Source organism: Rudanella paleaurantiibacter (assembly GCF_009184635.1).
Classification (GTDB): Bacteria; Bacteroidota; Bacteroidia; order Cytophagales; family Spirosomataceae; genus Rudanella; species Rudanella paleaurantiibacter.
In genome coordinates, this window is record NZ_WELI01000003.1 from 713,097 (window position 1) to 739,331 (window position 26,235).

Annotated in this window: 20 protein-coding genes and 1 tRNA gene; 7 read left to right on the forward strand and 14 right to left on the reverse strand. The window is 55.2% G+C overall.

Annotation, left to right across the window (positions count from 1 at the left end; genetic code table 11):
* Position 1: 1 nt before the first annotated feature.
* The 5 genes from F5984_RS11475 to F5984_RS11495 form a co-directional block, all read right to left on the reverse strand.
* Positions 2-880: a bestrophin family protein gene (locus F5984_RS11475; RefSeq protein WP_152124374.1), complete on the reverse strand. Its 879-nt coding sequence runs from the start codon at positions 878-880 to the stop codon at positions 2-4.
* Between the two features lie 70 nt (positions 881-950).
* Complete coding sequence (locus F5984_RS11480) at positions 951-1,625, reverse strand: response regulator transcription factor (RefSeq protein WP_152124375.1); 675 nt, start codon at positions 1,623-1,625, stop codon at positions 951-953.
* The gene (locus F5984_RS11485; RefSeq protein WP_152124376.1) at positions 1,622-2,437 is read right to left on the reverse strand and encodes a sensor histidine kinase; all 816 of its coding nucleotides are present in this window, start codon (positions 2,435-2,437) and stop codon (positions 1,622-1,624) included. Before F5984_RS11485 ends, F5984_RS11480 begins: the two co-directional genes overlap by 4 nt.
* Complete coding sequence (locus F5984_RS11490) at positions 2,401-3,069, reverse strand: hypothetical protein (protein ID WP_152124377.1); 669 nt, start codon at positions 3,067-3,069, stop codon at positions 2,401-2,403. The genes F5984_RS11485 and F5984_RS11490 overlap by 37 nt, the downstream gene beginning before the upstream one ends.
* A gap of 152 nt (positions 3,070-3,221) precedes the next feature.
* Complete coding sequence (locus tag F5984_RS11495) at positions 3,222-3,692, reverse strand: hypothetical protein (RefSeq protein ID WP_152124378.1); 471 nt, start codon at positions 3,690-3,692, stop codon at positions 3,222-3,224.
* 801 nt (positions 3,693-4,493) lie between these two features.
* On the opposite strand from F5984_RS11495, the gene F5984_RS11500 reads away from it, so the two are divergent.
* Positions 4,494-5,729, forward strand: coding sequence for an MFS transporter (locus F5984_RS11500; RefSeq protein ID WP_152124379.1), 1,236 nt, complete (start codon positions 4,494-4,496; stop codon positions 5,727-5,729).
* A gap of 39 nt (positions 5,730-5,768) precedes the next feature.
* Positions 5,769-6,308, forward strand: a complete 540-nt coding sequence (locus F5984_RS11505; protein WP_152124380.1) for a putative metallopeptidase — start codon at positions 5,769-5,771, stop codon at positions 6,306-6,308.
* 34 nt (positions 6,309-6,342) lie between these two features.
* Here F5984_RS11505 and F5984_RS11510 read toward each other — a convergent pair whose 3' ends face one another.
* Positions 6,343-6,669: a darcynin family protein gene (locus F5984_RS11510; RefSeq protein ID WP_152124381.1), complete on the reverse strand. Its 327-nt coding sequence runs from the start codon at positions 6,667-6,669 to the stop codon at positions 6,343-6,345.
* Between the two features lie 115 nt (positions 6,670-6,784).
* The gene (locus tag F5984_RS11515; RefSeq protein WP_152124382.1) at positions 6,785-8,659 is read right to left on the reverse strand and encodes an ABC transporter ATP-binding protein; all 1,875 of its coding nucleotides are present in this window, start codon (positions 8,657-8,659) and stop codon (positions 6,785-6,787) included.
* A 219-nt stretch (positions 8,660-8,878) separates the two neighbouring features.
* Here F5984_RS11515 and F5984_RS11520 point away from each other — a divergent pair, with 219 nt between their 5' ends.
* Entirely contained in the window at positions 8,879-10,819 is a 1,941-nt protein-coding gene (locus tag F5984_RS11520) for a PAS domain-containing protein (protein WP_152124383.1), read from the forward strand.
* A gap of 106 nt (positions 10,820-10,925) precedes the next feature.
* Positions 10,926-12,293, forward strand: coding sequence for a thioredoxin family protein (locus F5984_RS11525; protein WP_152124384.1), 1,368 nt, complete (start codon positions 10,926-10,928; stop codon positions 12,291-12,293).
* 29 nt (positions 12,294-12,322) lie between these two features.
* Here the strand turns inward: F5984_RS11525 and F5984_RS11530 are convergent, their stop codons facing one another.
* Positions 12,323-13,051 carry a Nif3-like dinuclear metal center hexameric protein gene (locus tag F5984_RS11530; RefSeq protein WP_152124385.1) on the reverse strand — a complete coding sequence of 243 codons (729 nt, stop codon included), beginning with the start codon at positions 13,049-13,051 and terminating at the stop codon, positions 12,323-12,325.
* A gap of 294 nt (positions 13,052-13,345) precedes the next feature.
* On the opposite strand from F5984_RS11530, the gene F5984_RS11535 reads away from it, so the two are divergent.
* The 3 genes from F5984_RS11535 (at position 13,346) to F5984_RS11545 (ending at position 16,351) form a co-directional block, all read left to right on the forward strand.
* Positions 13,346-14,731 carry an MATE family efflux transporter gene (locus tag F5984_RS11535; RefSeq protein WP_152124386.1) on the forward strand — a complete coding sequence of 462 codons (1,386 nt, stop codon included), beginning with the start codon at positions 13,346-13,348 and terminating at the stop codon, positions 14,729-14,731.
* 185 nt (positions 14,732-14,916) lie between these two features.
* A complete protein-coding gene (gene hflX / locus F5984_RS11540; RefSeq protein WP_152124387.1) occupies positions 14,917-16,203 on the forward strand; it encodes a GTPase HflX in 1,287 nt (428 codons plus the stop codon).
* A gap of 73 nt (positions 16,204-16,276) precedes the next feature.
* A tRNA-Arg gene (locus tag F5984_RS11545) sits at positions 16,277-16,351 on the forward strand.
* A 320-nt stretch (positions 16,352-16,671) separates the two neighbouring features.
* Here F5984_RS11545 and F5984_RS11550 read toward each other — a convergent pair.
* The 6 genes from F5984_RS11550 to F5984_RS11575 form a co-directional block, all read right to left on the reverse strand.
* On the reverse strand, positions 16,672-17,334 hold the full coding sequence (locus F5984_RS11550) for an endonuclease III domain-containing protein (RefSeq protein WP_152124388.1): 663 nt from the start codon (positions 17,332-17,334) through the stop codon (positions 16,672-16,674).
* A gap of 85 nt (positions 17,335-17,419) precedes the next feature.
* On the reverse strand, positions 17,420-18,727 hold the full coding sequence (locus tag F5984_RS11555; protein ID WP_152124389.1) for an OmpA family protein: 1,308 nt from the start codon (positions 18,725-18,727) through the stop codon (positions 17,420-17,422).
* 340 nt (positions 18,728-19,067) lie between these two features.
* Positions 19,068-20,441, reverse strand: coding sequence for a RagB/SusD family nutrient uptake outer membrane protein (locus F5984_RS11560; protein ID WP_246168926.1), 1,374 nt, complete (start codon positions 20,439-20,441; stop codon positions 19,068-19,070).
* Between the two features lie 31 nt (positions 20,442-20,472).
* Entirely contained in the window at positions 20,473-23,460 is a 2,988-nt protein-coding gene (locus tag F5984_RS11565) for a SusC/RagA family TonB-linked outer membrane protein (RefSeq protein ID WP_152124390.1), read from the reverse strand.
* 503 nt (positions 23,461-23,963) lie between these two features.
* Entirely contained in the window at positions 23,964-24,536 is a 573-nt protein-coding gene (locus F5984_RS11570; protein WP_152124391.1) for a hypothetical protein, read from the reverse strand.
* Positions 24,537-24,572: 36 nt separating this feature from the next.
* Positions 24,573-26,219, reverse strand: a complete 1,647-nt coding sequence (locus F5984_RS11575; protein ID WP_152124392.1) for a SusD/RagB family nutrient-binding outer membrane lipoprotein — start codon at positions 26,217-26,219, stop codon at positions 24,573-24,575.
* Between the last annotated feature and the right edge of the window lie 16 nt (positions 26,220-26,235).

Below are 26,235 nucleotides of genomic sequence, written 5' to 3' on the forward strand. Positions count from 1 at the left end.
ATCAGAGCAAATCCGACACCGCCTTCCGAATATTGGCCGCCATCTGATCGGTGGGCAGGTCGTTGGCATCGTTGCCGAAGGGGTCTTCGATTTCCTCGGCAATCAGTTCGAGACTGGCCAGTACGTAAAACACAAACACCACCACCGGCACCACCCAGTAATGCAGCGACAGCACATACCCAAACGGCAGGGTAAGGCAGTACACCGCGATAAATTTTTTCAGAAACGATGAGTACGAAAACGGAATTGGCGTAGTGTGTATCCGCTCGCAAATACCACAGACATCAGTAAATGACGTAAACTCATCGTTGAGCACCAGCAGGTGCTCGGGTCTGAACGTACCCCGTCCGTACAGTTCGTCCATCTTTCCAAACAGCCGCATGGCTATCTGGTTGGGCTGATGCCGGTCGGGAGCCACGGTGTGGGGGTCAAAGCCGGGGCACGGTGTCCACTCATCGGGTCGATGGTTGCCGCGCAGGTGGTTTTTCAGGGCAATGGCGTAGTTTGGAATCATAGCCCGAAAAAACTGCCGTGACTCGGTATCGGCCGGGTCGAGGATGTGGGCCAGCTTGAGAGCCAAATTCCGGGAATTGTTGGTGAGGGCACCCCAGGCTTTGCGACCCTCCCACCAGCGGTCGTAGGCCGTATTGGTTCGGAATACGAGCAACATCGAAAGCACAAAACCCAGCAACGAGTGCATGATGGCGATGTTCTTCAGATCGGAGTCGGGGCCGGGATGCACATACTCGATGACCACGTAGGCAACCAACGCGCAATAGGCCGCCGTAGCCGCCAGTGCCGGGCCCAATTTCCGGATGGTATCGGCCTTGTGGATCGAGAAAACAAACCGGAGCCAGTCTTTGGGGTCGTATTCAATCATAGGAAAAAAGGTGGACAGCCCTGCAAACATGAACCATCCGGCTCAATTTCCCCAACATAGGGACATTTTTTTACAACAGGATAGACGGATCGACCAGGTTGTTTTTCATGGCAAACAGCACCAGACCAGCCGTGTTACGGGCGCCGGTTTTCTCGAGCAAACTGGCCCGGTGTCCGTCGATGGTGCGGATGCTGACGCACAACGCTTCGGCAATTTCGGGGGCCGTTTGTTGCCGACAAATAAGGTTTAGCACCTCAATTTCGCGGGGGGTCAGGGTAGCGGGCAGATCATCGGTCAGCAGCCGCCGGGGCTTGCGGGTGTTGAGCCGGTTGCGCATGGCCGACAAAAACGCTTCGTTGAAATAAACGTCTTTTTCAACCACCGTCCGAATAGCCCGTTCTACCTCGGCCGGCTCCACATTTTTGAACAGGTACGCACTCACGCCCAAATCCATCAGGTGCGTTACAAACCGGTCTTCGCTGTACACCGACAGAATAATGACCCGAATATCAGGGTACTGTTTGTGCAGTAGTTTGGTGGTTTCAACGCCGTTCAATTCCGGCATCGACAGGTCGAGCAGCACCACCTCGGGCTGGGGGTCGGCCGTAGCGAGGCCGTCGAGCAAAGCCCGGCCGTTGTCGGCTTCGAGCACGACCCGAATGTCCTGAAAATCATTGATAATCGAAACCATGCCCTTTCTGAAGAGCACCTGATCGTCGGCAATGGCTACGTGAATGGGTGTCATAACGTGGGTGAGAGTGCAATTGGCTGAGGAATACGAACCGTTACGTGTAGCCCCGCGCCCGGCTTAGTCACAAACGTAGCGGTCCCGTTGAGCATCTGGGCGCGGGTTTCGATGTTTTTCAGACCGAGGCTTTTCTTCTGGTACGCCGTTGAAAAGTCAAACCCCTTACCGTTGTCGCTGTACTCGAGCAGGAGCCCATCGGCCTGTTGGCTTATTTGCAGGTTCAGTTCGGTAGCCTCGGCGTATTTCACGGCATTATTGAGCAACTCCTGCACCAGCCGGTACAAAATAAGGCTGGTACGCGTTTCTACAGCTATCTCTTCGTCTACCGTCAGCCGAATATCCACATCTACCAGATTCATGGCCGTTTCGCAAAGCCCCTCCAGGGCGTAGGCCAGCCCCAGTTCATTGAGCCCCTGCGGTAACAGATCGTTCGAGATGCGCCGGACGTTATCGATGGTATTATCAATTACCCCTTTCACTTTGCTGCTCAATTCGGCAGGGGGTGTACCGGGCGCGGCCGTTTGGCCAATCTGCCCCACCAGCAACCGCATGGCCGACAGAGCCGCGCCGACTTCGTCGTGCAGGTCACGGGCTACTCGCTTGCGTTCGTCTTCCACCGCATCGAGGGTTTGGTACACTACCGCCTGCTGGTAGTTCAGCTCCATCTGTTTCACAAGCAGTTCCTGCTCCACAATGCGCTTTTGGTACAGCAGAATGAATCCTACCACGCCCACGACCAACAGAATCATAGCCGCCGACCCACCCACTAATATCAATATGAGATCAACCGACTCTTGGGACTGAGCCATAAACCAATGCTAATGAAAAGGTGCAGTAAGATAATCACGCCGAGGTGAAGGTAGTTTGACAGCAGCTCAAACGACGAACCCGCCGATTTGATGAAGACATTCCGCAGCATAAACAGGAACAGTACCCCGGCGAAGTACAGCAGAAAACCCGTATTGATCCAGAACACGGGCGATGTTTCGAGCCGGGTTGTGCGGAGTTCTGCCAGCATCTGGTAGTACGCCAGGAGCGCCATTCCGATCACGAGCAGACACTCCAGCACGAGCGTATAGGTATGGATGCCCGTTACCGCCTGAATGTACAACGTGTTGATGAGGGCAAACCCCGAAAAGAACACCATTACGGCGGGAATGAGCCAACGCGGCACAAAGGAGCCGAAAACCTGCCGGTAAAACAGCGCAATGGCATTGAACTCGATAAAGGTGTAGCCATGAAACAGGGCCAGGTTATTGATATGCAGGTAGCGCGACGTGACCTTCGAGATGATCTCGCCGAGGGTTGCTGTGGCAATAAACAGGCTGATCCAGCGTAGACCGGGGCTCAGTGTGCGCCAACGCAGCAGAAGCACCAATGTCGAAATAATGAGCAGGGCACTTCCGTACCTAACAAACCAATACGTAAACGTTTCAACCATAAAGACCTTTAAATTAACGGATTAACAAAAAACCAAAACTGTACTGGACATTCGGACTTCAGACACTGGACGCTAGACTTACTACCTTTAGATAGGAATGTCCAACGTCTAATGTCCAACCTCTAATGTCCCGTGCTGAGACTACTTTATACTTACCGGCAACCCGTACCCGGCGGGCGGACAAACAAGGGGCTTTCGGTGTCGCAGGCGGGTGGACAAAGGGTTGAAAAGTCGAACACGTAGTAGTTTTCTTCCGACAGTTGGCGCTCAGTTTCTACGGTCCCGATCAGGTCAATAATATCGTCGGGGTTTTTGCCTTTCACCTCGGGCTGAACATCGCCCCGACGAGCTGCCGACACCAGCACCAAGCAGGCCTCCAGCGAGCCAGGGGCCTCCGCAACTGGCTTGCGCCCTACGTACATGCGGATATACTCGGTATCGTACTGACTCAGAATCTCGATAAACTCCTTTTTACGCACCAGAAAAGCGCGCATATCAGTCGGGCTCAGATTCGGGTCTTTCTGGGGGTCGGCTTCGATCCAGTTTTCGGCGTATTGCTGAGCCGTTTCGAGCGGAATGGCAAACGGTTCCTGAGGTTCAGGGGCCTTAGTAGCAGAATGCATAAACGAACATAGGGGGAATAGACAAAAAACAGGACTAAGTACGGGTTAAGTACCCGTAAAAACACCTGTTTTAGCAAAATACGCGTAAATACTCCCCGCCTGCCCGCTAAAATACTCGTTTTCCGATTTGGGCATTTCTGTCGGTTCTTACGCCCCACCAATCAACCAACTTTGTCTTGTTCAAAACGAACAAAGCTCCGGCCAATCCGGCTTTGTCCACACCAGTTTGTTTCTGTCCACACCTGTTCTTTTCGTACCACTGCCCTCACCAGCAGTGATTACCAACCAATCAAAGACCACACCGATTACCTGACTCATAAACCCTTACCCTTTTCAGAGTACCAAGAACCTTCCTCTATCCAAAAACGAAGTGCTCCAGGACCCGTCGAGTGAGCCCATCCGGGCTTACTCTGACGGCCTGAAGTAAGTCAGGTTTTCGAAACGTATCTGTTTATCCATATATCCGCGCTGTATGAAGAAGTACCCTGTTTCGCCGGTTCCTGACGCGCTCAAGCTGTTTTTTGGGAGCTTAGCCCTTATCTGGCTCTGCGGCCTGCTGTTTTTCTTCTGGTCAATTCTGCACCGGATCTAAGAGGTCTTATCAGTGAATGTAAAATGTACATTCAGTACTGGACATTCGGACTTCAGACACTGGACATTAGACTTACTACCTTTAGATAAGGAGGTCTAACGTCCAACGTCTAATATCCAGTACTGAGCACTGTTCATTATTCCGAAGGCTTCACAAAAACAGACCCTTCGGCACTGCTGATAAGCAACAGGGCGGTAACTTCGTGCCCTATGCTGACCGACCGCCGACTGCTGCTGATCTACGCCATTATTTTTATCGACGTTGTGGTGGGTTCGGCCATTGGCCCCATCCTGCCCGAGTTTGTCCGAACCACTACCCGACCCCAACTGTGGCTGGCCGCCGGTACGGGGTTATTTTTGGGAATGCAGCTATTTTCGGCGCCCCTGCTGGGTAAACTCTCCGATGGCTACGGTCGCCGGCCAATTTTCGTTCTCTCGGCCGTGGGTACCCTACTGGCCAATAGCCTGCTTTTCCCCCTCCGGTTAGGTGCTTTTCTGGCCAACCGCGTCAGCGACGGACTTACCAACGGCATGTATGCCACCGTCCGGTCGGCCATTACCGATATTTCACCCAAAGAGCAGCTCTTCAAAAACCTCGGTATCGAGGGCTCCATTATCTCGCTCGGGTTCGTGATTGGCCCGGCGGTATCGGGGTTGTTGCTCACCCTGCTCGATGCCCAGCCCGGCCATCAGGCTCCCGTTGTGGTGGTTATGGCCGTAACCCTTTCCGTACTAAACGTAGGGCTGAGCCTGCTACTACGCGAAACCCGGCCGGGCACGTCGGCGGTGTCGGCAAGTGAACTAAGAAAGGAGTTGATTAAGGCGCTCAACGTGACTACCCTCTGGCGTCGGCTTCTGGAGAAAGACCGGCAGGCACCCGGCCTTAAGCAGCTCGTGATGATGCAGTTGGCCTTGACCCTGGGTATCGGGTATTACTTCTACTTTGTCACGTTTGCCAGTTTTGGCCCGTTGCAGATGGACGCCCGCGACATTTCCTACTTTTTCATGTATTTCGGGGCCCTAAGCGTGGTCATCAGCTTCGTGTTTTACACCTACCTCGCCGACCGGATTCCACAGGCCCGGGCCATATTCTGGCTAGCGGCTCTCTCGGTGCCGGTTTTGGCTGGTTACGGGCTGGTAGGTACGTCGCGGGTAAGCCTTTATGTGCTGGTAACGGTCGACTGCCTGACTATTTCGCTTATTCAGGGGCTTATTGAAGGGCTTATGGCCCAACGCACCACCGATGCCGACCGGGGCGAAGTTTTCGGTCTTAATCAGGCTTTGCAGGGACTGGCGAGTTTTGCCACCACGCTTGTATTTGGCGGGTTGTCGCTGCTCGATTTACGGTTGCCGTTTGGATGGTTTGCGGCTTGTCTGGGTGTTGTGGCCTGGCTCGCGTGGCGGGTGCGGGGCCGCGAAAGCATCCGAAGTCATGGCGCGGCCTAATGCCCACCCGATTCAAAAAAAAGACTTCTGTCGATGCCCATGTCAAGCTCCAACGTCTTTATTGTTCTGGCTCTCTTTGGTTTACTGAGTTGCCAACCCCGCAGGGAGCCTACCCCCGAACCCAAACAATACAGCGTTCCGGCCGAGGTAGAGCCGTACGTGAAGGCCTTTCGCGAAGTGGCCCAGACCTACGGGCAAACCGTTCCGGCTGACAACCTCATTATCACATTTGGCCAACCCAACCGGGCCGATGCCTGTGCGCAATGCACCCTTGCCGCCGGTCAAACACCCCGGATTACGATCAAAATGGAGGATTTGTGCTGGAAAAACGCGAGTAACGCCGAACGCGAAGCACTCGTTTTCCACGAGTTAGGCCACTGCTGGCTCAAACGCGACCACCGCAACGACCGGCTTCCGAATGGCGCATACGCCAGCCTGATGAACCCCGACGATGTTTCGGTGTATGCCGTTTGCCGCTACCCTATTGGTGAGCCTGTTTGCGACAAACGGTCCCGTCGGCCTTACTACCTCGACGAGCTATTCAACCCCGCAGCCCCTACGCCAACCTGGGCGCGCTAAGCCCCAAACAGAGCCAAAACAGCCGGGGCTATTCTCAACCGCCAACTTTCCCAAATGGCTTAAACCCGTTCTCGCGGGTTACAATTACCTCTTTTACCTCAATATAGGGTTTGCTGAACAGTTCGGTATCGCGCAGAGCCTCCATAAACACGTAATACTGATTGAGGTCGTTGCAGGAAATCATCATCACATCGGAGAACCGGGCATGAAACGCTTCGGCATCGAATAGGCGCACCTGTACCTCTTGCTCAAACCGGGCAAAAAGGGGCGTGGTTTTGCGGTCAAAGAAGGCTTCGCGCTGACTCCGTGAAAGCGACAGCCAGGCTGGTAATGCCTGGTACAAAACAAAGATGGTGTACATGGAGAAGGGAAGAAAGGAGAATGGAGGAAAGGGATAAGGATTAAATCGAAGCCATAACTCCAATCAGCCCGTTTCTTGTTCCAGCCCCTTCCTCCCATCCTGCTTTCCTCCTTTCTTATTGATACCCTCTTGCCTGAAGCTGAAACAGTTCGGCGTAGCGGCCACCCTGCGCCAGCAACTCAGCATGAGAGCCCAGCTCGATCAGACGGCCCCCTTCGAGCACCAGAATACGGTCGGCCATCCGGACGGTGCTGAACCGGTGCGAGATAATAACCGAGCTTTTGCCCTCCGTAAGGCCCGCAAACCGCTGAAACACCTCGTATTCGGCGCGGGCGTCGAGGGCTGCTGTTGGTTCGTCGAGAATAATCAGCTGGGCGTCGCGCATGTAGGCCCGTGCCAGGGCCACTTTCTGCCACTCGCCCCCCGACAGCTCAACCCCCTTGTTGAACGAGCGCCCCAGTTGCTGATCGTACCCGGCGGGGAGCTTGGCAATCACCGAATCGGCCAGGCTCCGTTGGGCCGACGATTCGATCCGGGGCTGATTGGTGCGTTCGTCGATATCGCCCACGGCAATGTTGACCCCTGCCGACATTTTGAACCGGACATAATCCTGAAAAATCACCCCAACGTTGCGCCGGAGATCAGCCAGATCGTACTCACGCAGGTCGCGGCCGTCGAGCAGGATACGCCCTTCCGAGGGGTCGTACAAACGAGCGAGCAACTTGACCAGCGTCGTCTTCCCGGCGCCATTTTCGCCCACCAGGGCTAGCTTTTCGCCCGGCCGCAGCGTAAACGACAGGTTCCGAATTGCCCAGCGTTCGGGGGCATTGGCGTACTGAAAACCCACGTTTTCGAACACAAACCCCTCCCGAATAGGTTGCGGCACCCGGAGTGGCTCGCCAACAGCGGGGTCGTTGGGTGAATGGATTTTGGGCTGAATGGCGAAATAGTCGAACAAATCCTGCAAGTAGAGAGCCTCTTGCGTTAAACCACTGAACTGCAACAGAATACTTTCCAGCGAACCCCGCACCTGCCGAAACGCCCCGGCCAGAAACGTCAGATCACCGAGCGAAATCTGCCCGGCTACGGCCCGCCCGATAATCCAGACATAAGCCGCGTAATACCCCGCCGTGCCTAAGGCCGTCAGTACCGTACCCCAGCCCGCCCGGCTAATGGCCAACGCACGATTTTTGACGTAGTATGTCCACGACAATGTTCTGAACCGGTCGATGAGGAAGCCCGAAAGACCAAAAATCTTTACCTCCTTGGCCGTATCGTCGGCAGCACCCACGTAGCGCAGGTAGTCCAGTTCGCGTCGTTCGGGGGTCCAGTTCCGCGAGAGCGAGTAACTCCGCTGATTGAAGTAGTTGTCGGCCGCAAAGGCGGGCAATACCGCCAGCACCAGCAACCCGATGAGCCAGGGGTTGTACACCACCAGACCAGCCGCCAGAAACACCACCGAAATGATTTCCTGCACCTGCCCAAATACCTGCGATAGTAATACCGTGCGGCCGGTCGTTTGCCGACGGGCGCGTTCGAGTTTATCGTAAAAGGCGGCATCTTCAAACTGCTCCAGATCGAGCGAGGCCGCGTGTTCCATGAGCCGGATAGACGTTTGGTTGGCAAACAGATCGCCCAGCAGGCTGTCGAGCAGCGACACCAGTCGCCCCAGGGCTGTAGCCAGCACCGCCAGGCCAAACTCGGCCCCCACCAGTTGCCAGAGGTAGGTGGTATCAGGATTGGCACCCTGCGCCATGAGCCGCACCACCTCGTCGATAATCAGTTTACCCACATAGAGGGCGGCCGCCGGGATAGCCGCCCGTACCAATCGCCCGAAGGCGTTGCCCAAAAATAGACCGGGCGAGGTTTGCCACACCAGCCGAAAAAAGGCGGGTAGGTTTTTGAGTGCACTAAACCGATCTCGCCAACTGAGTGTCTCGGCGGCCGGTTGTGCTGGATTAGAAGAATGAGACGCTTTACTTTTAGCCATACATGAATGCAGCGCCGGGCCACTGGCCAGGGCACAAACGTATCACAAATTGCCTGTCTGATTGGTTCAGTGCTACACCCCTGAGTATCTGCCCAAAGAGTACTGAGGCCGACTTTTAATCCAGCCTACTGATGGGCATTCAGACCCGATTAACTAACTTGTTTCTTTAATTGAGGTCTATACGTCTCTCTTTACCCGTAACCCGTTCTGATGTAAACAATGTTTACTCCTCTTCAATCGGTCACTCGTACCCCAACCCAGCCGGCCAATCAGATGATTTTGTACGGGCTGATGGTCTGCGTACCGTTGCGCAGCGCCGTTACGGGCGACATTACCGACGGGGTGCTGGTTGACCTCAACGAGCGGGCGCTGAGCGATTTTGGTCAACCCCGGCAACAGCTCATCGGGCAGCCAATCACCGTCTTGCTGGGCCTTGAGCCATCGGGCCGGTTACTGCATCAACTAGCGCAGGTTGCCGAGAGTGGCGCATCGAGCCGGTTTGAGGCCCAGTTCCGATTTCCGGGTAGTGAAACGCCCGAGGATTACGACGTGCAACTGACGCCATTTGAAGGTCGGGTTCTGATAAACTATTACCCCCTCGCCCGCGATCAGCCCGACCAGACCCAGCCGCAGCCAGACCACCTCTCCGCGCTTGTGCAGAACGCCCTGACGGGCCTGACCTGCCTGGAGCCTGTTCACGATGCTTCCGGTGTTATTATCGACTTCCGGTACCTGCTTGTCAACCAGCACGCGATTCAACTCGCCCGCAAATCGGCCGAGCAACTCTTGGGCCACCGGATGCTCGAACTCTACCCGACCATTCAGGGGAGTCTGCTGTTCCGAAAGTGGCTCGAAGCCTACCAAACTGGTCAGCCAACGCAGTTTCTGAACTCGTTTACGCTTCCCAACGGCCAAACCCGCTGGTACGAAAGCCGCACTGTCCGCTACAGCGATGTACTTATCGAGTCGTTTAACGATGTAACGGAACAGAAACAGCGCGAGCTACAACAACACGATCAGGCGGCCCTGCTCGAACGAGTCCTCAATACCACCCAAAGTGCTATTTTGGTCCTCCGGCCCGAACTGAGCGAAACCGGCGACCTGCTCGATTTGCAGGTGACGCTCGCTAACCAGACAGCCCGTCACTGGTTCAACCTGTCGGCCCTCGACCGGATGACCCAGACGTTCATGCCGATTGGCATGGCGGTTTCCGGCAACGCCTTTTTCGACGTCTGTCAGCGGGTGCTCCAGTCAGGGATGCCCGAACGAACCATTTTTTCGTTCGGAAACCGGCAGTACGATATGGCCATTGCCCCCCTGAACTACTCGCTGACTATCTCGGCCTTCGACGTTACAGACCTTCAAACCCAGCGAGAGCAACTCGAAATCAGCAATTTCGACCTCCGGCGCTCGGGCGAGAACCTCCGCCAATTTGCGCAGGTAGCCTCCGGTGACCTCATCACTCCGCTTCGTAAGATTCTGTCGTTCACCGAATTGATGCAACAACAGTATTCCGACAAACTTCCGCCCGACGGGATTGATGTGCTCCGGCGCGTACAAACGGCCGCCCGGCGTATGGATATGTTTCTGCACGATCTGCTGGCTTACTCACGCTTGAGTGCGCAAACCCAGCACATGGAGTCGTTCGAGCTTTCGGCTTTAATCAATGAGTTGGCAACCGAAGACCTGTGGCCGCTCATTCATCAGAGTGGAGCACGGCTTACGATTGGTCAACTGCCGGTGCTCACGGCCAACCGCGCGCAGATTCGCCAGTTACTGCTCAACCTGCTCACCAACGCGCTCACGTTTCGGCGGGCGGGCATCACGCCGGAGATTGAGATCAGGGCACGCCTTATTCCGTACACTGAGCTGCCCAACGTAGCCATACAAACAACCGGGCAGGCCGAGCCAACGGGTACGGCTCTGTACCATGAAATAAGCGTGAGCGACAACGGGACCGGCTTTGAGGGCACCAGCGACGAGCAGGTATTTCAGGCTTTTTTGCGGCTCAAATCACGGAGTCGGCACGATGGGTCGGGGATTGGGCTCGCTATATGCCGTCGCATCGTCGAAAATCACCGTGGATATATTTCCGCCGTTGGCGAGCCGGGTGTAGGGGCTACGTTTCGTATCTTTCTGCCAGCAATTGAAACGAGTTAGGAGTTGGTGGTTAAGCGTTAGTGATAGTTGAAAGTTGGGCACCCCAAACTGTGAACTGCAAACCGTAGACTGTAAACCACAAACTGTAAACTGTAATCTCAGTCCCATGCGTCGATTTTTACTTCTGAGTGTGTTTGTTTTGAGCACTGGGCTAACCGCAATGGCCGATGGTGTTCGGTTTTTTCAGGGCTCCTGGGGGCAACTTTTGAGTGAAGCCAAGCGCCAGAACAAGCCCATTTTTGTGGATGTGTACACCACCTGGTGCGGCCCCTGCAAACTCATGACGTCGCAGGCATTCCCAAACCCACGGGTGGCCTCCCGCATGAACGAACACTTTGTTAACTACAAACTCGACGCTGAAAAAGGCGACGGACAAAGCATTGCCAAACGGTACGGGGTACAGGGCTACCCGACGTCGCTGTTTCTGACGCCCGACGGCAAACTGCTGCACCGGGCCATCGGCTACAATGGGATCGACAAGTTTCTGGCCGAAGCCCAAAAAGCTATTTCCGACGCCAAAGAGGCCCGTACAATGGCCATCTGGAATGCCGAATACGACCGGGGCGAGCGCTCGGCTAAATTCCTGCGGGGTATGCTGCTCAAACAAACCGAATACGACCGGGCCACCGCCGACGTACTCGACGATTACGTAAAAATCCTGCCCAAAGCCGATACCCTTGCGGCCGATGAAATCAAGTTTTTGAGCGATGTCCTGTCGACCACGTACACCAAGGCTTATTTGCTGCTCGCCAGGCAAACCACTTCGGTAGCGGGGCAAGCGGCCAAACAACCCCTCTTACCCGGTCTGACCAAAGCCCTGAGCCGGGCCGAACAGTTTGATTTTCAGGATGCCGTGGCAAGTCAGGACGAAGTACAGCTCGAACAACTCATCAAGCATATCAACGCCCGCCAACAGGCTCAAAACCCAGCTTTGGCCAAAACACCCGTTGAGCAAAAAGCCATTTTGGAGCGCGAGGCCGACGACGTTCGGCTTCGATTTTACCGGGCATCGCGGCTACCGGCTCACTACATTGCTCTGGCCAAAAAAATTGCCGAAACCCGGCTCATGACCCGCACCGCAACGGAGTTGGCCCGCGCCGATTCGCTTGCGTACCTCCAATCGCAACGGATAGATTCGGGGGTAGCGACCCAATCAACCGACTCAACCGCAACAACGACCCCGCAAGCCGACCGGTCGGCGGTATCGCGTTTGACGGCGCTGCAACTATGCGACCTCGCCCGCAACTTAACCGAGCAATCGGCTGATAAAAAAGACTTAGCGCAGGCCTTGCGTTGGTCTGAGCGAGCGGTGCAACTGCACAACCACCCCAGTACGGTGCTCGTGCACGCCCGGCTCCTCAACCGGGCCGGCCGGCGAACCGAGGCTCAGCGACAACTCCGCGACGCCATTTCACGGCAGCAACCCGACCATGATTCGGTACCGATGCTACAGGCCGAACTGAACAAGTTATAACCCTGATCCACAACCCAGCGGGCGCAACCTCACGCGAGGCTCACCTCCACCGTAAGTTGGCTTGCCAGCACATCGGCCATGGCCCGCAGGCCCCATTGCTCGCTGCGGTGATGCCCCACGGCCAGTACGCCTATCCCACTCGCCCGCACGGTGGCTTCGGCCGCTTTTCGGTACTGCCCAGTCAGGTACAGGGTTGCGCCCCGGTCGGCGGACTCCTGCACCAGGGCTGGCGTCATGGCACCCACCACCGCCACCCGACTCACCCGCTTTTCGGGGTTACCAACCCAATCATCCCACCCACCGAAACAGGTTTGAATCTGCCCGGCTACATCCCCCAACAAACGAGGCTCCCGGAAATCAGCTATCATGCCGATGGCCCGTCGGGGCAGCTCAGAGCCACCAGGGTCTATAGCCTGTTTGTAGCCAATTTCTTCGAGTGGCCCCAACGCCAACGCTTCGGCTAAAGCCACGTTGTAGCCCATCGTAAACGTTTCATCAAACGGCAGGTGGTGCGCCAAAACACCCACATCGGGCGGGAGGGCATCGACCGGAAGCTGCCACGGTCGGTGCAGCCAAACAGCATCGAGCTTGTGTTGGCTTACCCATTCACCGATCTCAGCAACGGGCTCAAGCGCCAGCCCCAAACGCTCAACCGGCCGCTCCGATGCCCGAAAAACGCCCCCCTTTTCGTCGGGTGTGTACCGTTCAGTACGCAATAGTTCGGCCATCCACGCGGCTAACCCCTCAAGAGACAACATCTTTTTACCCATACACAACCAACAGACTATCAATCTATTAGTTTCAAGAACCGAGCTAATACACCACCCGTTTACTCAGTTGGGCTTGACAAAGGGATTTTCTTTTTCCTACTTTTGTACCTCTAAACTGCGCCCGGTATCTGCGGGTCGCCAATGCCCATGAAGCTAATTGCTTAAAGCCCCAAGCGGGTTTTCTTTTCTCTCCGACAACCACCCTCAGCGGTGGCTCCTCTCTTTTTTTCATGGGTTGCCGATAGCCAGCGGGCTACGTCCGGCCTTTCTGACTTTTTCACAATGACTAAGTTTTTCGAGTTATTTCTGGCCGCATTGCGCGGTACAGAAACCAATTTTACGTCGGGCAGCATCAACCGGGCTATCTTTCTGCTATCGGTACCGATGATTCTGGAGATGGTGATGGAATCACTATTTGCCGTAGTCGACGTATTTTTTGTTGCCCGCATTGGCACCGAAGCCGTTGCCACCGTCGGCCTGACGGAGTCGGTACTGACGGTAGTGTACGCCCTTGCCATTGGCATGAGTACGGCCGCAACGGCTCTGGTAGCCCGGCGCATTGGCGAAAACAATCCACGCGGAGCCGAGCAGGCCATTGGTCAGGTTATTTTGATTTCGCTGACAGCTGCCATTGCGCTGGGGCTTCCCGGCTTTTTGTGGGCCGAAACCATTTTGCGACTCATGGGCGGCAGTGAACGGCTCATTGCCAACGGGGTCGGTTTCACCCGCATGATTTTTGCCAGTGCCCCGGCCATTATGCTTTTGCATACCCTGAGTGGTTGCCTGCGCGGGGCTGGTATGGCCTCGGTAGCCATGCAGTCGCTGTGGCTCGCCAATGGCATCAATATTCTGCTGTGCCCGGTGCTCATTTTCGGCTGGGGGCCATTCCCCGAACTGGGCGTAATGGGTTCGGCGGTGGCAACCACCATCGGGCGGGCGTCGGGTGCGCTGTATCAACTGGCTGCCCTGACGCGCCGGGGCGGCATTGTGCAGGTGCGCCGGGCCGACCTTACCCCAAACACCGACCTGATTCGGAATCTGCTGAGCCTCTCGGCAGGCGGAACAGCTCAGTTTTTGATCGGGTCGGCAAGTTGGGTGTTTCTGACGCGGCTCGTGTCGAGCTTCGGGAGCGATGCCGTGGCGGGGTACACGATTGCGATTCGGATTCTGATTTTCACCATTCTGCCCTCGTGGGGGTTAGCCAATGCAGCCGCTACGCTGGTTGGGCAAAACCTGGGGGCGGGGCAACCCGACCGGGCCGAAACCTCAGCCTGGCGGGCAGCCATTGGCAATATGGTGTTTCTGGTTTTAGTGGGCATCGGGTTCTACATCTTCGCGGCCGAGGTGGTAGGCATTTTCAACCGCGACCCCGCCGTGGTGGCTGTAGCGGTGCAGTGCCTGCGGATTTTCTGCCTTGGGTACGTAGCCTATGCGTATGGCATGGTGCTGACGCAGGCGCTCAACGGGGCAGGCGACACCCGCACGCCAACGCTGATTAATATTGTGTGCTTCTGGCTGATTGAGATTCCGCTCGCCTATGCCCTAGCCGAATGGCTACATTGGGGCCCCGAGGGCGTATTCTGGTCGGTGGCCTTCAGCGAGTCGCTGCTGGCGATATGTGCAATCGTGGTATTTCGCCGAGGCCGGTGGAAAGCCGTTACGGTGTGATAGGAACGCGGAACAAACGGATGTAAAGGATAAAAACGGATTTCCACATCCGTATTATCTCTATGCCAACAGATAATGAAAGGGTCATAAACACCATCAAAATAGGTGCTACTCCCTTTTAATCGGTGTTATCCGCGTGCCATTCATGTCAGAAACTTTTACAAAAATAGACCCGTTATTTCTATATGATTGAAACACAAAAACAATTCACTGGCGGCCCGGCTGAAACCGCTGTTCTGGTTGCTTTGGTTACCCAAAAGCAAACCTCCGAACAGACGAAGGAATACTTAGACGAATTAGCGTTCCTGGCCGAAACATCCGGGATTGTTACCAAGAAAACCTTTACCCAAAAACTCGAACGGGCCGATACCCGAACGTTTGTGGGCAAGGGGAAACTCGAAGAGATTCAGACCTATATTATCGATAACCCGGTCGACACCATCATTTTTGATGATGACCTGACCCCCGCGCAGGTGCGCAACCTCGAAGCGACGTTTAAGGATATCAAGGTTCTTGACCGGAGTTTGCTGATTCTGAATATTTTCTCGATGCGGGCGCAAACCGCGCAGGCCCGCGTGCAGGTCGAGCTGGCTCAGTACCAGTACATGTACCCGCGCCTAACCCGTATGTGGACCCACTTAAGCCGCCAGAAAGGGGGCGTGGGGATGCGCGGACCCGGTGAGAAAGAACTCGAAACGGACCGCCGGATTGTGCAGGACCGAATCGCGTTTCTGAAGGAAAAACTGGAGAAGATTGACCGACAGAGTCAAACCCGCCGGAAAGAGCGCGACCGGCTCGTGCGGGTATCGCTCGTAGGGTACACCAACGTGGGCAAATCGACCCTGATGCGGACAATGGCCAAAACCGATGTGTTTGCCGAAAATAAGCTGTTTGCTACCGTCGACTCAACGGTGCGGAAGGTGGTTCTGGGCAACATCCCGTTTCTATTGACCGATACGGTTGGATTTATCCGAAAACTACCCACAACGCTGATCGAGTCGTTTAAATCGACGCTCGATGAGGTACGCGAAGCTGATATTCTGCTGCACGTGGTCGATGTGTCGCACCCTTCGTTTGAGGAGCATATTGAGGTTGTCAACGCGACTCTAGCCGACATCAAAGCCGCCGAAAAACCGACTATTCTGGTCTTCAACAAAGTAGATCAGTTTGTCCCGAAAGAAGAGTGGGCCCCTGAATACGATGAAGAAGGCGACGAGCCATTGGCGGTTTCCACCCGCAAAAAAACGGCTCTGGAATACCTTAAAAAGACGTATCTGACGAAGAAAGCCGACAATGTGGTGTTTATCTCGGCCCAGACTCGGGAGAACATTGAGGAGCTGCGCGATTTGCTGTATAAGCTGGTTCGCGAACGGCATTACCAGATTTACCCCAACTGGCTCGATATTCCGCTGACCGACTTTACCGAGGAGGGAGACGGCTACGGCCTAGAGGGAGCAACGACGGAAGCATAGTTGCTGAACTGCCCTTTTTTGCTCAATTTTGCATCCAACCTGTAAGGTTTTTAAAACCTTGCAGGTTTTTTATGGCACTGTAGTTCAACGGATAGAATAGGCGTTTCCTAAACGCTAGATCCGGGTTCGATTCCCGGCAGAGCCACCACTTTACCCAATAAGCGTTTTCCAAACGCTAGATCCGGCCGGGGGCGCGTTCGCCTTCGATTCCCGGCAGAGCCACTATCTCTCTTATTTGCCCTAATTGAGCCTCATTTATGAGTTGTGGAAAATAGCTGGCGCGTGGGCCTTCGACAGGCTCAGGCTGACTGGCAACACTCAAGCTTATAGTCAGCCTGAGCCTGTCGAAGGCCCACGCGCCAGCAACTATTTGTGAGATAAACATGTACGGCGTATCCTATTCATAACTCGCGTTAGGTACGAAGTAATACAGAAAACAGTCCGTAAATCCGGCTAGGGGCGCTCGATTCACCGATGCCGCTCCACCCCTACCTGTTCGCAGTAGGCTAATACCGGGCAGGTTGAGCACTTGGGTAAGTTGCCCGTACAGATATGCTTCCCAAACGGCATCAGTAACCGATTCACGTCAATCCAGCGTTCGCGGGGTACCCTGTGTTCCAGTTCTTTCAGGGTTTGCTCAGGTTGCTTCGTCTGCACATAGCCCCAGCGGTTCACCACCCGATGCACATGTACATCGACGCTGATAGCCGCCTGCCCCGTAGCCACGCCCAGCGCCAGATTGGCACATTTAGGCCCCACACCCTTGAGCGAAGTCAGCACGTCAAAATCGGCAGGTAGCTGCCCGTCGAACTCATCGAGAGCCCGGCGAGCAATACCGAGCAGAGTGTACGCTTTCTGGTCAGGGTAGGTAGTGCCGTAGAGTCGTTCGGTTAGCTGTTCGACGGTCAGTGTGGCCAGTTGTGCCGGGGTCCGGGCCACTTCAAAAAGGCGCAAGGATACCGGAATGGTGGTTTCGTCGAGAGTTCGGATTGAGACAATACAGGAAATAAGCTGTTCGAACAGGGTATTGTACCCCCGCTCAGCCAGTTCAAACATGGCAGCCTTAGGGAAGGGTGCTACCGCATGGGCAATGGCGTCGAGTACGACGTCGAGATGGAAAGTTGGTTTCACGTTGAGGGGCCAGGGTCGCCCGGTTCAGCATCCGGTTCGGAACCGGCGAGACCTGAAAGAGAAAACCCCAGCCCCCACACATTGTTCAGGACTTCGTGATCACCAATTCTACCCGCCGGTTTTCGGGTCGTTCTTTCAGCCCCCGGTTGGTGTTGATCGGCCGTGAGGGACCATATCCAATCGTCTCGATTCGGGCCGCAGCAATGCCTTTGCGCACCAGATAGGCCTTCACCTCGTTCACCCGGTTGCGCGACAGTTCGACGTTCGCGTCGAAATCGCCCACGGTATCTGTATGGCCTTCGAGCCGGATACTCATACCGGGATTCTCGCGCATCAGTTGCACCAGCCGATCCAGTTCGGGGAACGACTCAGGTTTCAGGTCAAACTTCGAAACGTTGAAGTAGATATTTTTCAGCGTCACCTTCGTGCCAGCTTCAATGGGCACCAGGTCAAAATCGCGCAGCTTGTCGGCTTTAGTCACCGTCAAGGTGTCGCTTTGGCTGAAATACCCCTTCGCTTTGGCCGTAACAGCATACACCGACAGCGGCTCCGCGGCAATCTGATAATTACCCGCCAACCGGCCACTCAGTACCGAATCGGCCGAATTATTCCCGTCCGACTCTGCCCCCGACAACAGTTGGTACGTGACCGTAGCTACCAGCGGTTTCTTCGTTTTGGCATCACGCACGGTTCCCTTCATCGATACCGAAGGCGCCGGAGCTGGCATGGGTTCTGGCTCGGGCGTCGGCTCTACTTTGGGGGCCGGGGCTGGCTTTGTAGGGGTAGCAGGCGGAGGAGTACGCCGGGTCTGCACATCGGGCACACGAGCGGGCGGAGTGCGGTTTTGCTTTGCTGGGTTGGTTATGTGCACCCCCCAGAAGTTGAAACAGGTTTGGCCGGGCCGGTTCCGGTCGCTACACTCAAAGAGATCAAATACCTCGTAGCCGGGCGTAATACGCTCAAAATACGCCACAAAATCAACCCGTTCACCGGCTTCGACATCCCGACGACGATCGTTTGGTTGGCGTTCCACCGGAATATTCTCAGCACGGATAAACTTAAATGCTTTCTCGCCCTGATTCACGTACAGCCGTGCCGAAGCCACAAACGTAATCGTATTGCTGTTCGCTTGTTCATATCCCTCCAGATCTTTGGGCAAGGGGAAAGGCAATCGCCGGGGCGTGTTTCGGGGGAACATCGACTTTTTCGACGACCGGTACCGCATGTAAATGATCGTGTACTGACTCGTCAGCTCAACGCGCTGAATAATCACATCCGGGTCGTTGGCTTCATCGACCCGGGGCTGCTCAGTGGTGTACTGAACAGACTGTGCCCACGCCCCGCTCCCAATCCATACCGAGAGCAACAGGGCTAAAAGAAGTCGCGTTTTCATCATAGCTGTGTTTACTGATTAAGCCGGTTTCGGTTCTGGTTTTTAACGCTGTAAAACACGAATAACTTTCCCAAAAACCACACCTACTTTCTGTTAGTAACGCTTAGAGTCGGTTGGGTATTGAATGGTTTAACGGATCTGCGAAGTAAGCGTTTAGAATCCCCACCCTACCGGGCCAACGGCCTAAAAACAAAACTGGCGGCCGGAATAATCCCAGCCGCCAGCTTCTGACGAGTCTTAACCCTAAATGTATCGCAAATGGTTAATGCTGTTGGGCATATCTATAAAACCTATTTTTCTCAGTACAAAAATCGCCCAATCACTCATTCGCTCAATTCCATTAGTAGCCTTCGTTTTGCGTGAGGGCGGGGTTCACGTCGATTTCCCGCTTCGGAATCGGGAATACCAGCGAGGGTGAGTTCCAGGCATAGTTACCTGTGCTCTGCCGCAGACGCTTCAGATCGTGAATCCGCAGACCTTCAAACGCCAGTTCGAGCTGACGCTCCTGCAATACGTTGGCCAGCGTCGGAGTGGCAATGGGTGCCAGGCCCGCGCGGGTACGTACAGCGTTCAGGTCGGCGGCTGGGCTTGCCCCTACGGCCGAGTTCAGGCGCAGGTTACACTCCGCCCGCACCAGCAACATTTCGGCCAGACGAATAATGGGAATATTGGCCCCAAAATCGGTAAACTTAGCCGTGTAGTAGCGGTTGGTTCCTTTGAAACCGATGTAGAACAGTTCGTTCCGGCGGGCGTCGGTAGCTGCGTATGAATTTACAAACGCATTGTTCACCTGTACGTCGCCCCGACCTACCGCCGATCCATCGACCGGAAGGCTGGCGTAGAACGTCGTCAGACCATCGTTGCTGGTACCGGCGTTGTTCTGGTCGTTTTGCTGGAGCTCAAAAATGCTCTCGCTCGTATTCCGGTTCCGGAACACTGCCGATACACCGGGGTTCAGCCGGTAGTTACCCGACGCAATTACCTGATTGGCGGCATCGAGCGCCTTGGCATAATCGCCCTGTTGCAGGTACACCCGCGACAGGAACGCCAACACCGCAAACTTATCGGCCCGGGTACCATTGTCGTTAGGCAGCAACCCGGCGGCTTTGGTCAGGTCGTCGATCACCTGCGCGTAGGTCTGAGCCACGGTCGAGCGCGGAACCTGCGTATTGGCCTGATCGACGGTGTTTGAAGGCGTCAGCACCAGGGGCAGACCCGGATGGCTGTTGCCCGTTGTAGCACCCCAGGGCAGGGCGTAGTAACGCACCAGCTCAAACAACACGGTGCCCCGGATAAACCGAGCTTCGCCCTCAATCCGCTTGCGCGTAGCTTCGTTGGTCGATTTGCTCAGGTTAGCCAGTACGTTGTTGACCGTACTGATGGCCTGATAGCCCGTGAGCCAGGTGCGGCCCGCTTCGGCATTGGCAAAGGTCATTGTTTTGTTGGCTACCTCACGGAAGCTAACAAACGTACCCCGCCAGGTAATGTAGCCTTCGCTACCCTGAAGCTCAGCCAGCAGGTTGAAGTTGGTACCAAACAGGGCACCGCTGCCCAATTGACCATACGCCCCAATAATGGCGCTTTGCAGGTCTTGCTCGGTGCTGAGCGCCTGAGCCGCATCGATGCTCTGCTGCGGCTGAATGTCGAGCCGTTCGTCGCAGGCAGTAAGGCCCAGCATCAGAGCGGTACAGATATATACGAATGTTTTTTTCATGGCTTAAATGTCTGTCTTAGTCAGCTCTGGCCTAGAACCCGATGTTGATACCAAACGTGATAGTCCGCTGCTGGGGTGGGGTGTAGAAATCGTGTCCCAGCGTCACGTTGGCGTTTTGGTTCGACGTGGCTGAGTACTGTGTGTTCACCTCCGGATCGTAGCCCGTGTATTTGGTAAACGTGAACAGGTTGAGACCCGACACATACACCCGCGCCGACTGCATCGACACTTTGCGGAGCAATGACGATGGGATGGTGTACCCCAACGATGCCGTTTTCACGCGCACAAACGTACCATCCTGCACCCAGCGCGACGATACACCCGCCCCGTTGCCCTCGTACAAACGAGCCTGGGGTACCATGGTAATATCGCCGGGCTTTTGCCAGCGGTTCATCTGATCGACGGTCTGGTTGTCGAAGTAATCGCCATTGACCGACTGGAAGAAACCAGCCACGTTGTACAGATCATTGCCAAACACGCCCTGGAGCAGTACGCTCAGGTCGAAGCCCTTGTACGAGAAGTTGTTGGTCAAACCCGCAATGAAATCCGGGTTCGGGTCGCCCACTTTCATGTTCGGAGCAGCCGCGTAATTGTTGGTTGGCTTCCCATCGGCTCCTTCGTAGATAGCATCACCCGTTTGCGGATCAGCACCGAGGAACTTCTTGCCGTAGAAATAGCCCAGGGGCTCGCCCACGGCTACCCGACCCAGAAAACGCGAACCTGGCTCAATTGGCTGACCATTCAACTGCGTTACCTTGTTGCGGTTTACGGCAATGTTGAAGTTAGTCGACCAGCGGAATGCCTTGGTGGTATTCTGCGACGTAATGCTGAACTCGACACCCCGGTTGCGGAGGCTACCCACGTTCTGAGCGATGGTCGTGTAGCCACTGATGCCCGGCAGCGGCCGGTTCAGAAGCAGATCGCGCGTGTCTTTATTGTAAAAATCAATCTGACCGTTGATGCGGTTGCGCAGCAAACCAAACTCAAGCCCTACGTCGAACTGAGCCGTGGTTTCCCAACCCAGCTGGGGGTTAGCCAGTTGCGAAGGGATAATACCCGCCTGATCGGCATAGAATACGGCAGAGTACAGCCCGCGTGAGGCAAAGTTGCCAATTTCAGAGTTACCCGTCAGACCGTAGCTGGCCCGCAACTTGAGCAGGCTGATGGTCGTATTGTTTTGCAGGAACGACTCTTCGTTGATGATCCAGCCAGCCGATACCGATGGGAACACCCCGTAGCGGTTTTCGGCACCGAAACGGCTGCTACCGTCGATACGACCCGACACACCCAACAGGTACCGGTCGCGGAAGCGGTAGTTGACCCGCGCAATGTACGACAGAATGCTGTAGCCCGTTTGGGTTGAGCTACCACCAATAATCCGGGCCGCGCTGGCCAGTTTCGTAAACTGATCGTTGGGGAAACCCCGACCCGTAGCATTCACGTTCTGAATGTCGCTTTCCTGGTACGTGATACCCGCCAACGCGTCGATGGCGTGGTCGCCGAACGAGTTGTTGTAGTTAAAGGTATTGTTGGTTGTCCAGTTGATGTTGCGCAGCTGGTTCTGGTAGCCGTAACCTGTGGGGGCACCGTCTTCGGTCCGACGGGTGCGGTAAATTTCCTCCTGCAGGTTCAGCAGGTCATACCCGAATTCAGTGCGGAAGTTGAGTCCTTTGGCCAAACGTAGCGTTCCGTTCAGGTTACCGAATGAGCGGTAGCTGGTAGCCCGGTTGAAGGCGTCGGTCACTTCGATCAGGGCGTTGTAATACAGCGTCCGGCGGTTCAGTTCGCCCGTGGCGGGGTCAAAAGCAGGCTGCAACGGCGGCAGGGCGTTCAACTGTACGGGGTTCGAGAACGCGTTATCGTCGGCAGTCTTGTTGTTGATCGAACGCGAAATGGCAAAGCTTGCCCCCAGCGACAGACGATCGCTCACCGTGTGGTCGAGATTCAGACGGATGTTGTTCCGGCCGAAGTCGTTCGCCTTGATCATACCAATCTGCCGGTTGGTAGCCCCACTCAGGTAGAAGCGAGTTTTCTCGCTACCCCCACTCAGGTTAAAGTTAAACTGGTTGACCGAACCCTGCCGGAAAGCGGCTTCTGACCAACGCTCGTCGGTAGTCGATGTGATGTCGATGCCCGCACCGTCGAACTCTTCGGCTGGGTCGTAACCCATGTTGGTAGCAGCCTCGCTGAACAGCTCGATATACTGATCGCGGTTGAGGAACTGACGCAACTTGGTCGCCTTCGTGATACCCGTGTAATAACCAATGTTTACGTTGGTACGGCCGGCGCGGCCCTTTTTGGTGGTGATAAGCACAACCCCGTTGCTGGCCCGCGAACCGTAGATAGCAGACGCCGAAGCATCTTTCAGGATATCGATACTCTCAATATCGTTCGGGTCAATATCAGCCAGAGGGCTGTATGGCTCGGTTGTCGAGGTGCTTCCGTCCTGCGACGTAATGGGGATACCATCCACTACGTACAGGGGGTCGTTACCCGCCGAGATTGATGCGGCTCCCCGCACCCGGATTTGCAGACCGGCACCCAGTTTACCACTGCTCTGGGTAACTTGTACACCCGGCGCCCGGCCGGCAAGTGCCTGCTCGAAGGTTTGTACCGGTACGTTGTTCAGGTCGGCCGCTTTGATCGAGGCAATAGAGCCTTTTACGTCGCGCGCCTGTTGCGTACCGTAACCAACTACCACCACTTCGTTGAGCGAACGGGCATCGTTCGACAAACGAACGTCGATTTGTGAGCGGGTGCCAATCGTAACTTCCTGGCTGGTAGTCCCAACAAAGCTGAACACCAGCGTTGTGCCGGTGTTTGGCACCTGAATGGTGTAGTTACCCTGGGCGTCGGTTTGGGTGCCCCGCGTCGTGCCTTTCACGAGTACGGTTGCCCCCGGAATCGGAGCGCCATCGGTAGCATCGGTAACTTTTCCGGTTACCCGTCGGTCTTGAGCATATGCAGGGCTCTGCGATAGTCCCCACAACGCCAATAAGACAAATAGAAGGTGTCTCATGGATAATTAGTTATATTGATTGTTTGTATTTACTTGACAGGTCGCAAAATTATTTCTTTACCATTTCTTAATACAGATTGTTTGTAAAACTTTATAGACTTTCTGCATTTAAGGCAATTCGTGTAATTCTACTTAAAGCCTGTAACTCTCAGAAAAGACACGTCAAATTGAACGTTGTTGCACTTTTTCAGCCATTTCAAGCCACTTTTTCGCTGCTCTACCCGCTTTTGTCCGTTATTTTTCCAGTCAGTCATTTTTATTAACTTCTTTGAAGCCTTATAGTTAAAGCCGCTTCACTGGTTTGACCTCATTCGACAGCCGACAACATTCTGCTGCAACTTGTTGAAACGGCCAATGAGTCACCATTCCCCTAATCAATGGTTCGTTCACTGAGGATAATTACACAGATAAACCGTTACCGTTTACAGGCTCAAAGCAAAAGACCCTACCGGGCAGCCAGTATGGCCATCCGGTAGGGTCTCGGTAAGCAAATCAGGGGCAGCTTACTGCACGATATTCAGGCGATAAAAGAACGGCGAGCTGTAAAAAGCCCCACCCGTGATGTTTGCCCCGGTATTAGCGGCTGTAAACTGTTTGCCGTTAGTTAGCTTCATCACGGCCGTAATTTCAAACCGATCACCGGCCGCTACGTCGGCCGCTGTCAGCTTGGTTGCGGTCAGCGCTTCGGTACCGGTCACCGTGATGGTAGCCCGTGGATAGCCGGTAGTGGGGTCTTTGGCGTAGGCAGAAGCCGGAATCGACCGCAGGGGAGCGTACGTAGTCGTTTTGTTCGCATTGGCCCCTACGCCCACAAACCGGATCGACAAGTCGTACGAGGCAAATAAGGCGCCCATATCGGGGGTTACGGCCTCAGCCACAAGCTGCATCCGGGTGCCGCCCATGTTGGCTTTGCTGACGCTAAACGTCGATGCAGCAACCGGGAACGGGGTCACGGTACGCATATACCCACCCTGTTCCAGACTAAACTCATCAATGCGTTCGATCATCTCGGTCTTGCAGGAGGTGGCCACAACCATCACCAGCAACATTACCCAAAATGTATGGATGTATTTCATGTTCTTTTGATTCAAAGTTTGCGTTTACAGTACGGATTACTTCACAAAACCAGCCGGGTTGTTGTCCCAGAAAACGGGTACCGTCACGTTCGGCTTCTGCTTGGCGTTTGAGTTCCGGGTAATAAACGAAGTTGGGTAGTAGTATGACCGTACAAACGGACCGGGGTTAGCTTCCAGCGCCGGTTGCTGATTGGCTGGCTTACCGGTACGCCGGTAAAGGTTGTAAGCCTCAACACCGTTGCCGTACAGGGCCAGCCAGTATTCGGTAGCAATAATGTTCAGACGGGCATCGTCGGTGGTAGCGGCATCGTAATCAGCCAGTACCTTGTTCACGTAGCGCGTCACCTGATCGGCCCACACAATTTTCTGGTCGGTTTCGAAGGTGCTGATCTTACCAGCCTCCGTTGAGCCCATCGCCAGAGCCCGCACATCAGCCATCGATTTTTCGATTGCCGAGCGTAACAAGGCGCGGGGTGAACCCGAGGTTCCGAGCGTCAGAGCCGATTCGGCCAGCATAAAGTCAACAAATGAGCGCATCATGATCGGGTGGATACCCGCGCCACCAGCACCGGCACCCAGCGTTACCGGACGCCCCGCGTCGTTGTCGAACGAACCACCGGCTGGATACAAGCCCCAGGCCGTACGGCGCAAACCATCTGGTGGAATACCCTCGTTGCTGAGGTGATCGCGGCCCCAGTAACCAATCATGGTGGGCAGACAGAACACATCATTCGGGCCGTAGTGAGCGGGTTTCTGGTTCGTGATGCACCGGAGTTCGTTCACGTCGGCCGTGTTGCGGGTTACCTGCCGGTAGAAATAGTACCGGATGCGCGGATCGGGGAATCCTTTGCTGTCGTGCATCACGCCCATATATGAGTTCGACTGGTAGTCGCCACCACCCGTGGGCGAGTACTGCCCGGCATAACGCGGGTGGCGCGTGTCGGGGTTGGTCAGGTTCGAGCCAAACTTGAACGAGAAGTTCTGCGCGGCTGTGCTGATGAGTTTATCACCGGTGATGAGGGCGTTGATAGCCGAGGTAGCCCCCGCCTTATCAATAAGGCGCCGGTTCAGCAGCATTTTCAGCTTGATGGTGTTAGCCACCCGAATCCAGCTGTCGGGTGTGCCGCCGTAGAACAGATCGCCGGTAGCACCCCCTTTCGACGTGGCGCTGAAATTCTTGATGGCTTCATCCAGATCAGCGATGGCAGCGGTATAGATGGCCGCTCCGCCGTCGATTTTGGGGTTGAAGTTCTCCGAGTTGAGGGCCTCCGTGTATGGGATATCGCCGAAGGCATCCACCATGTTAGCCAACGCCGACGCCCGTAGCGTGCGGGCAATACCGGCATGTACAAACAGTTCGCCTTTTTCGGCCAACGGAATCAGGGCTTTCACGTCATTCAGGAGGCCCGCGTAGGCAGTCGTCCAGGTTCCGTCGTTGCTAATGGGCGTCACGGCGTTGTCGTAAATAGCCGCGCCCTGATTAAGCATCCGGGTAAGGCGCATACCGGGGTCACTGAGCTGATTGAAGTGCCCGGCATACGTCAACTCAACCTGACTGAGCAGGTAATTAATATCGGTGTTTGCGGCCGTTACGGCATTGGGGTTGTCGAGCAGGTCTAGTTCGCAGGAACTAATGAGCACCGTACACAACGCCAGCACAAACAGTTTTATGGATTTGATCATCGTTTGCAATGATTTT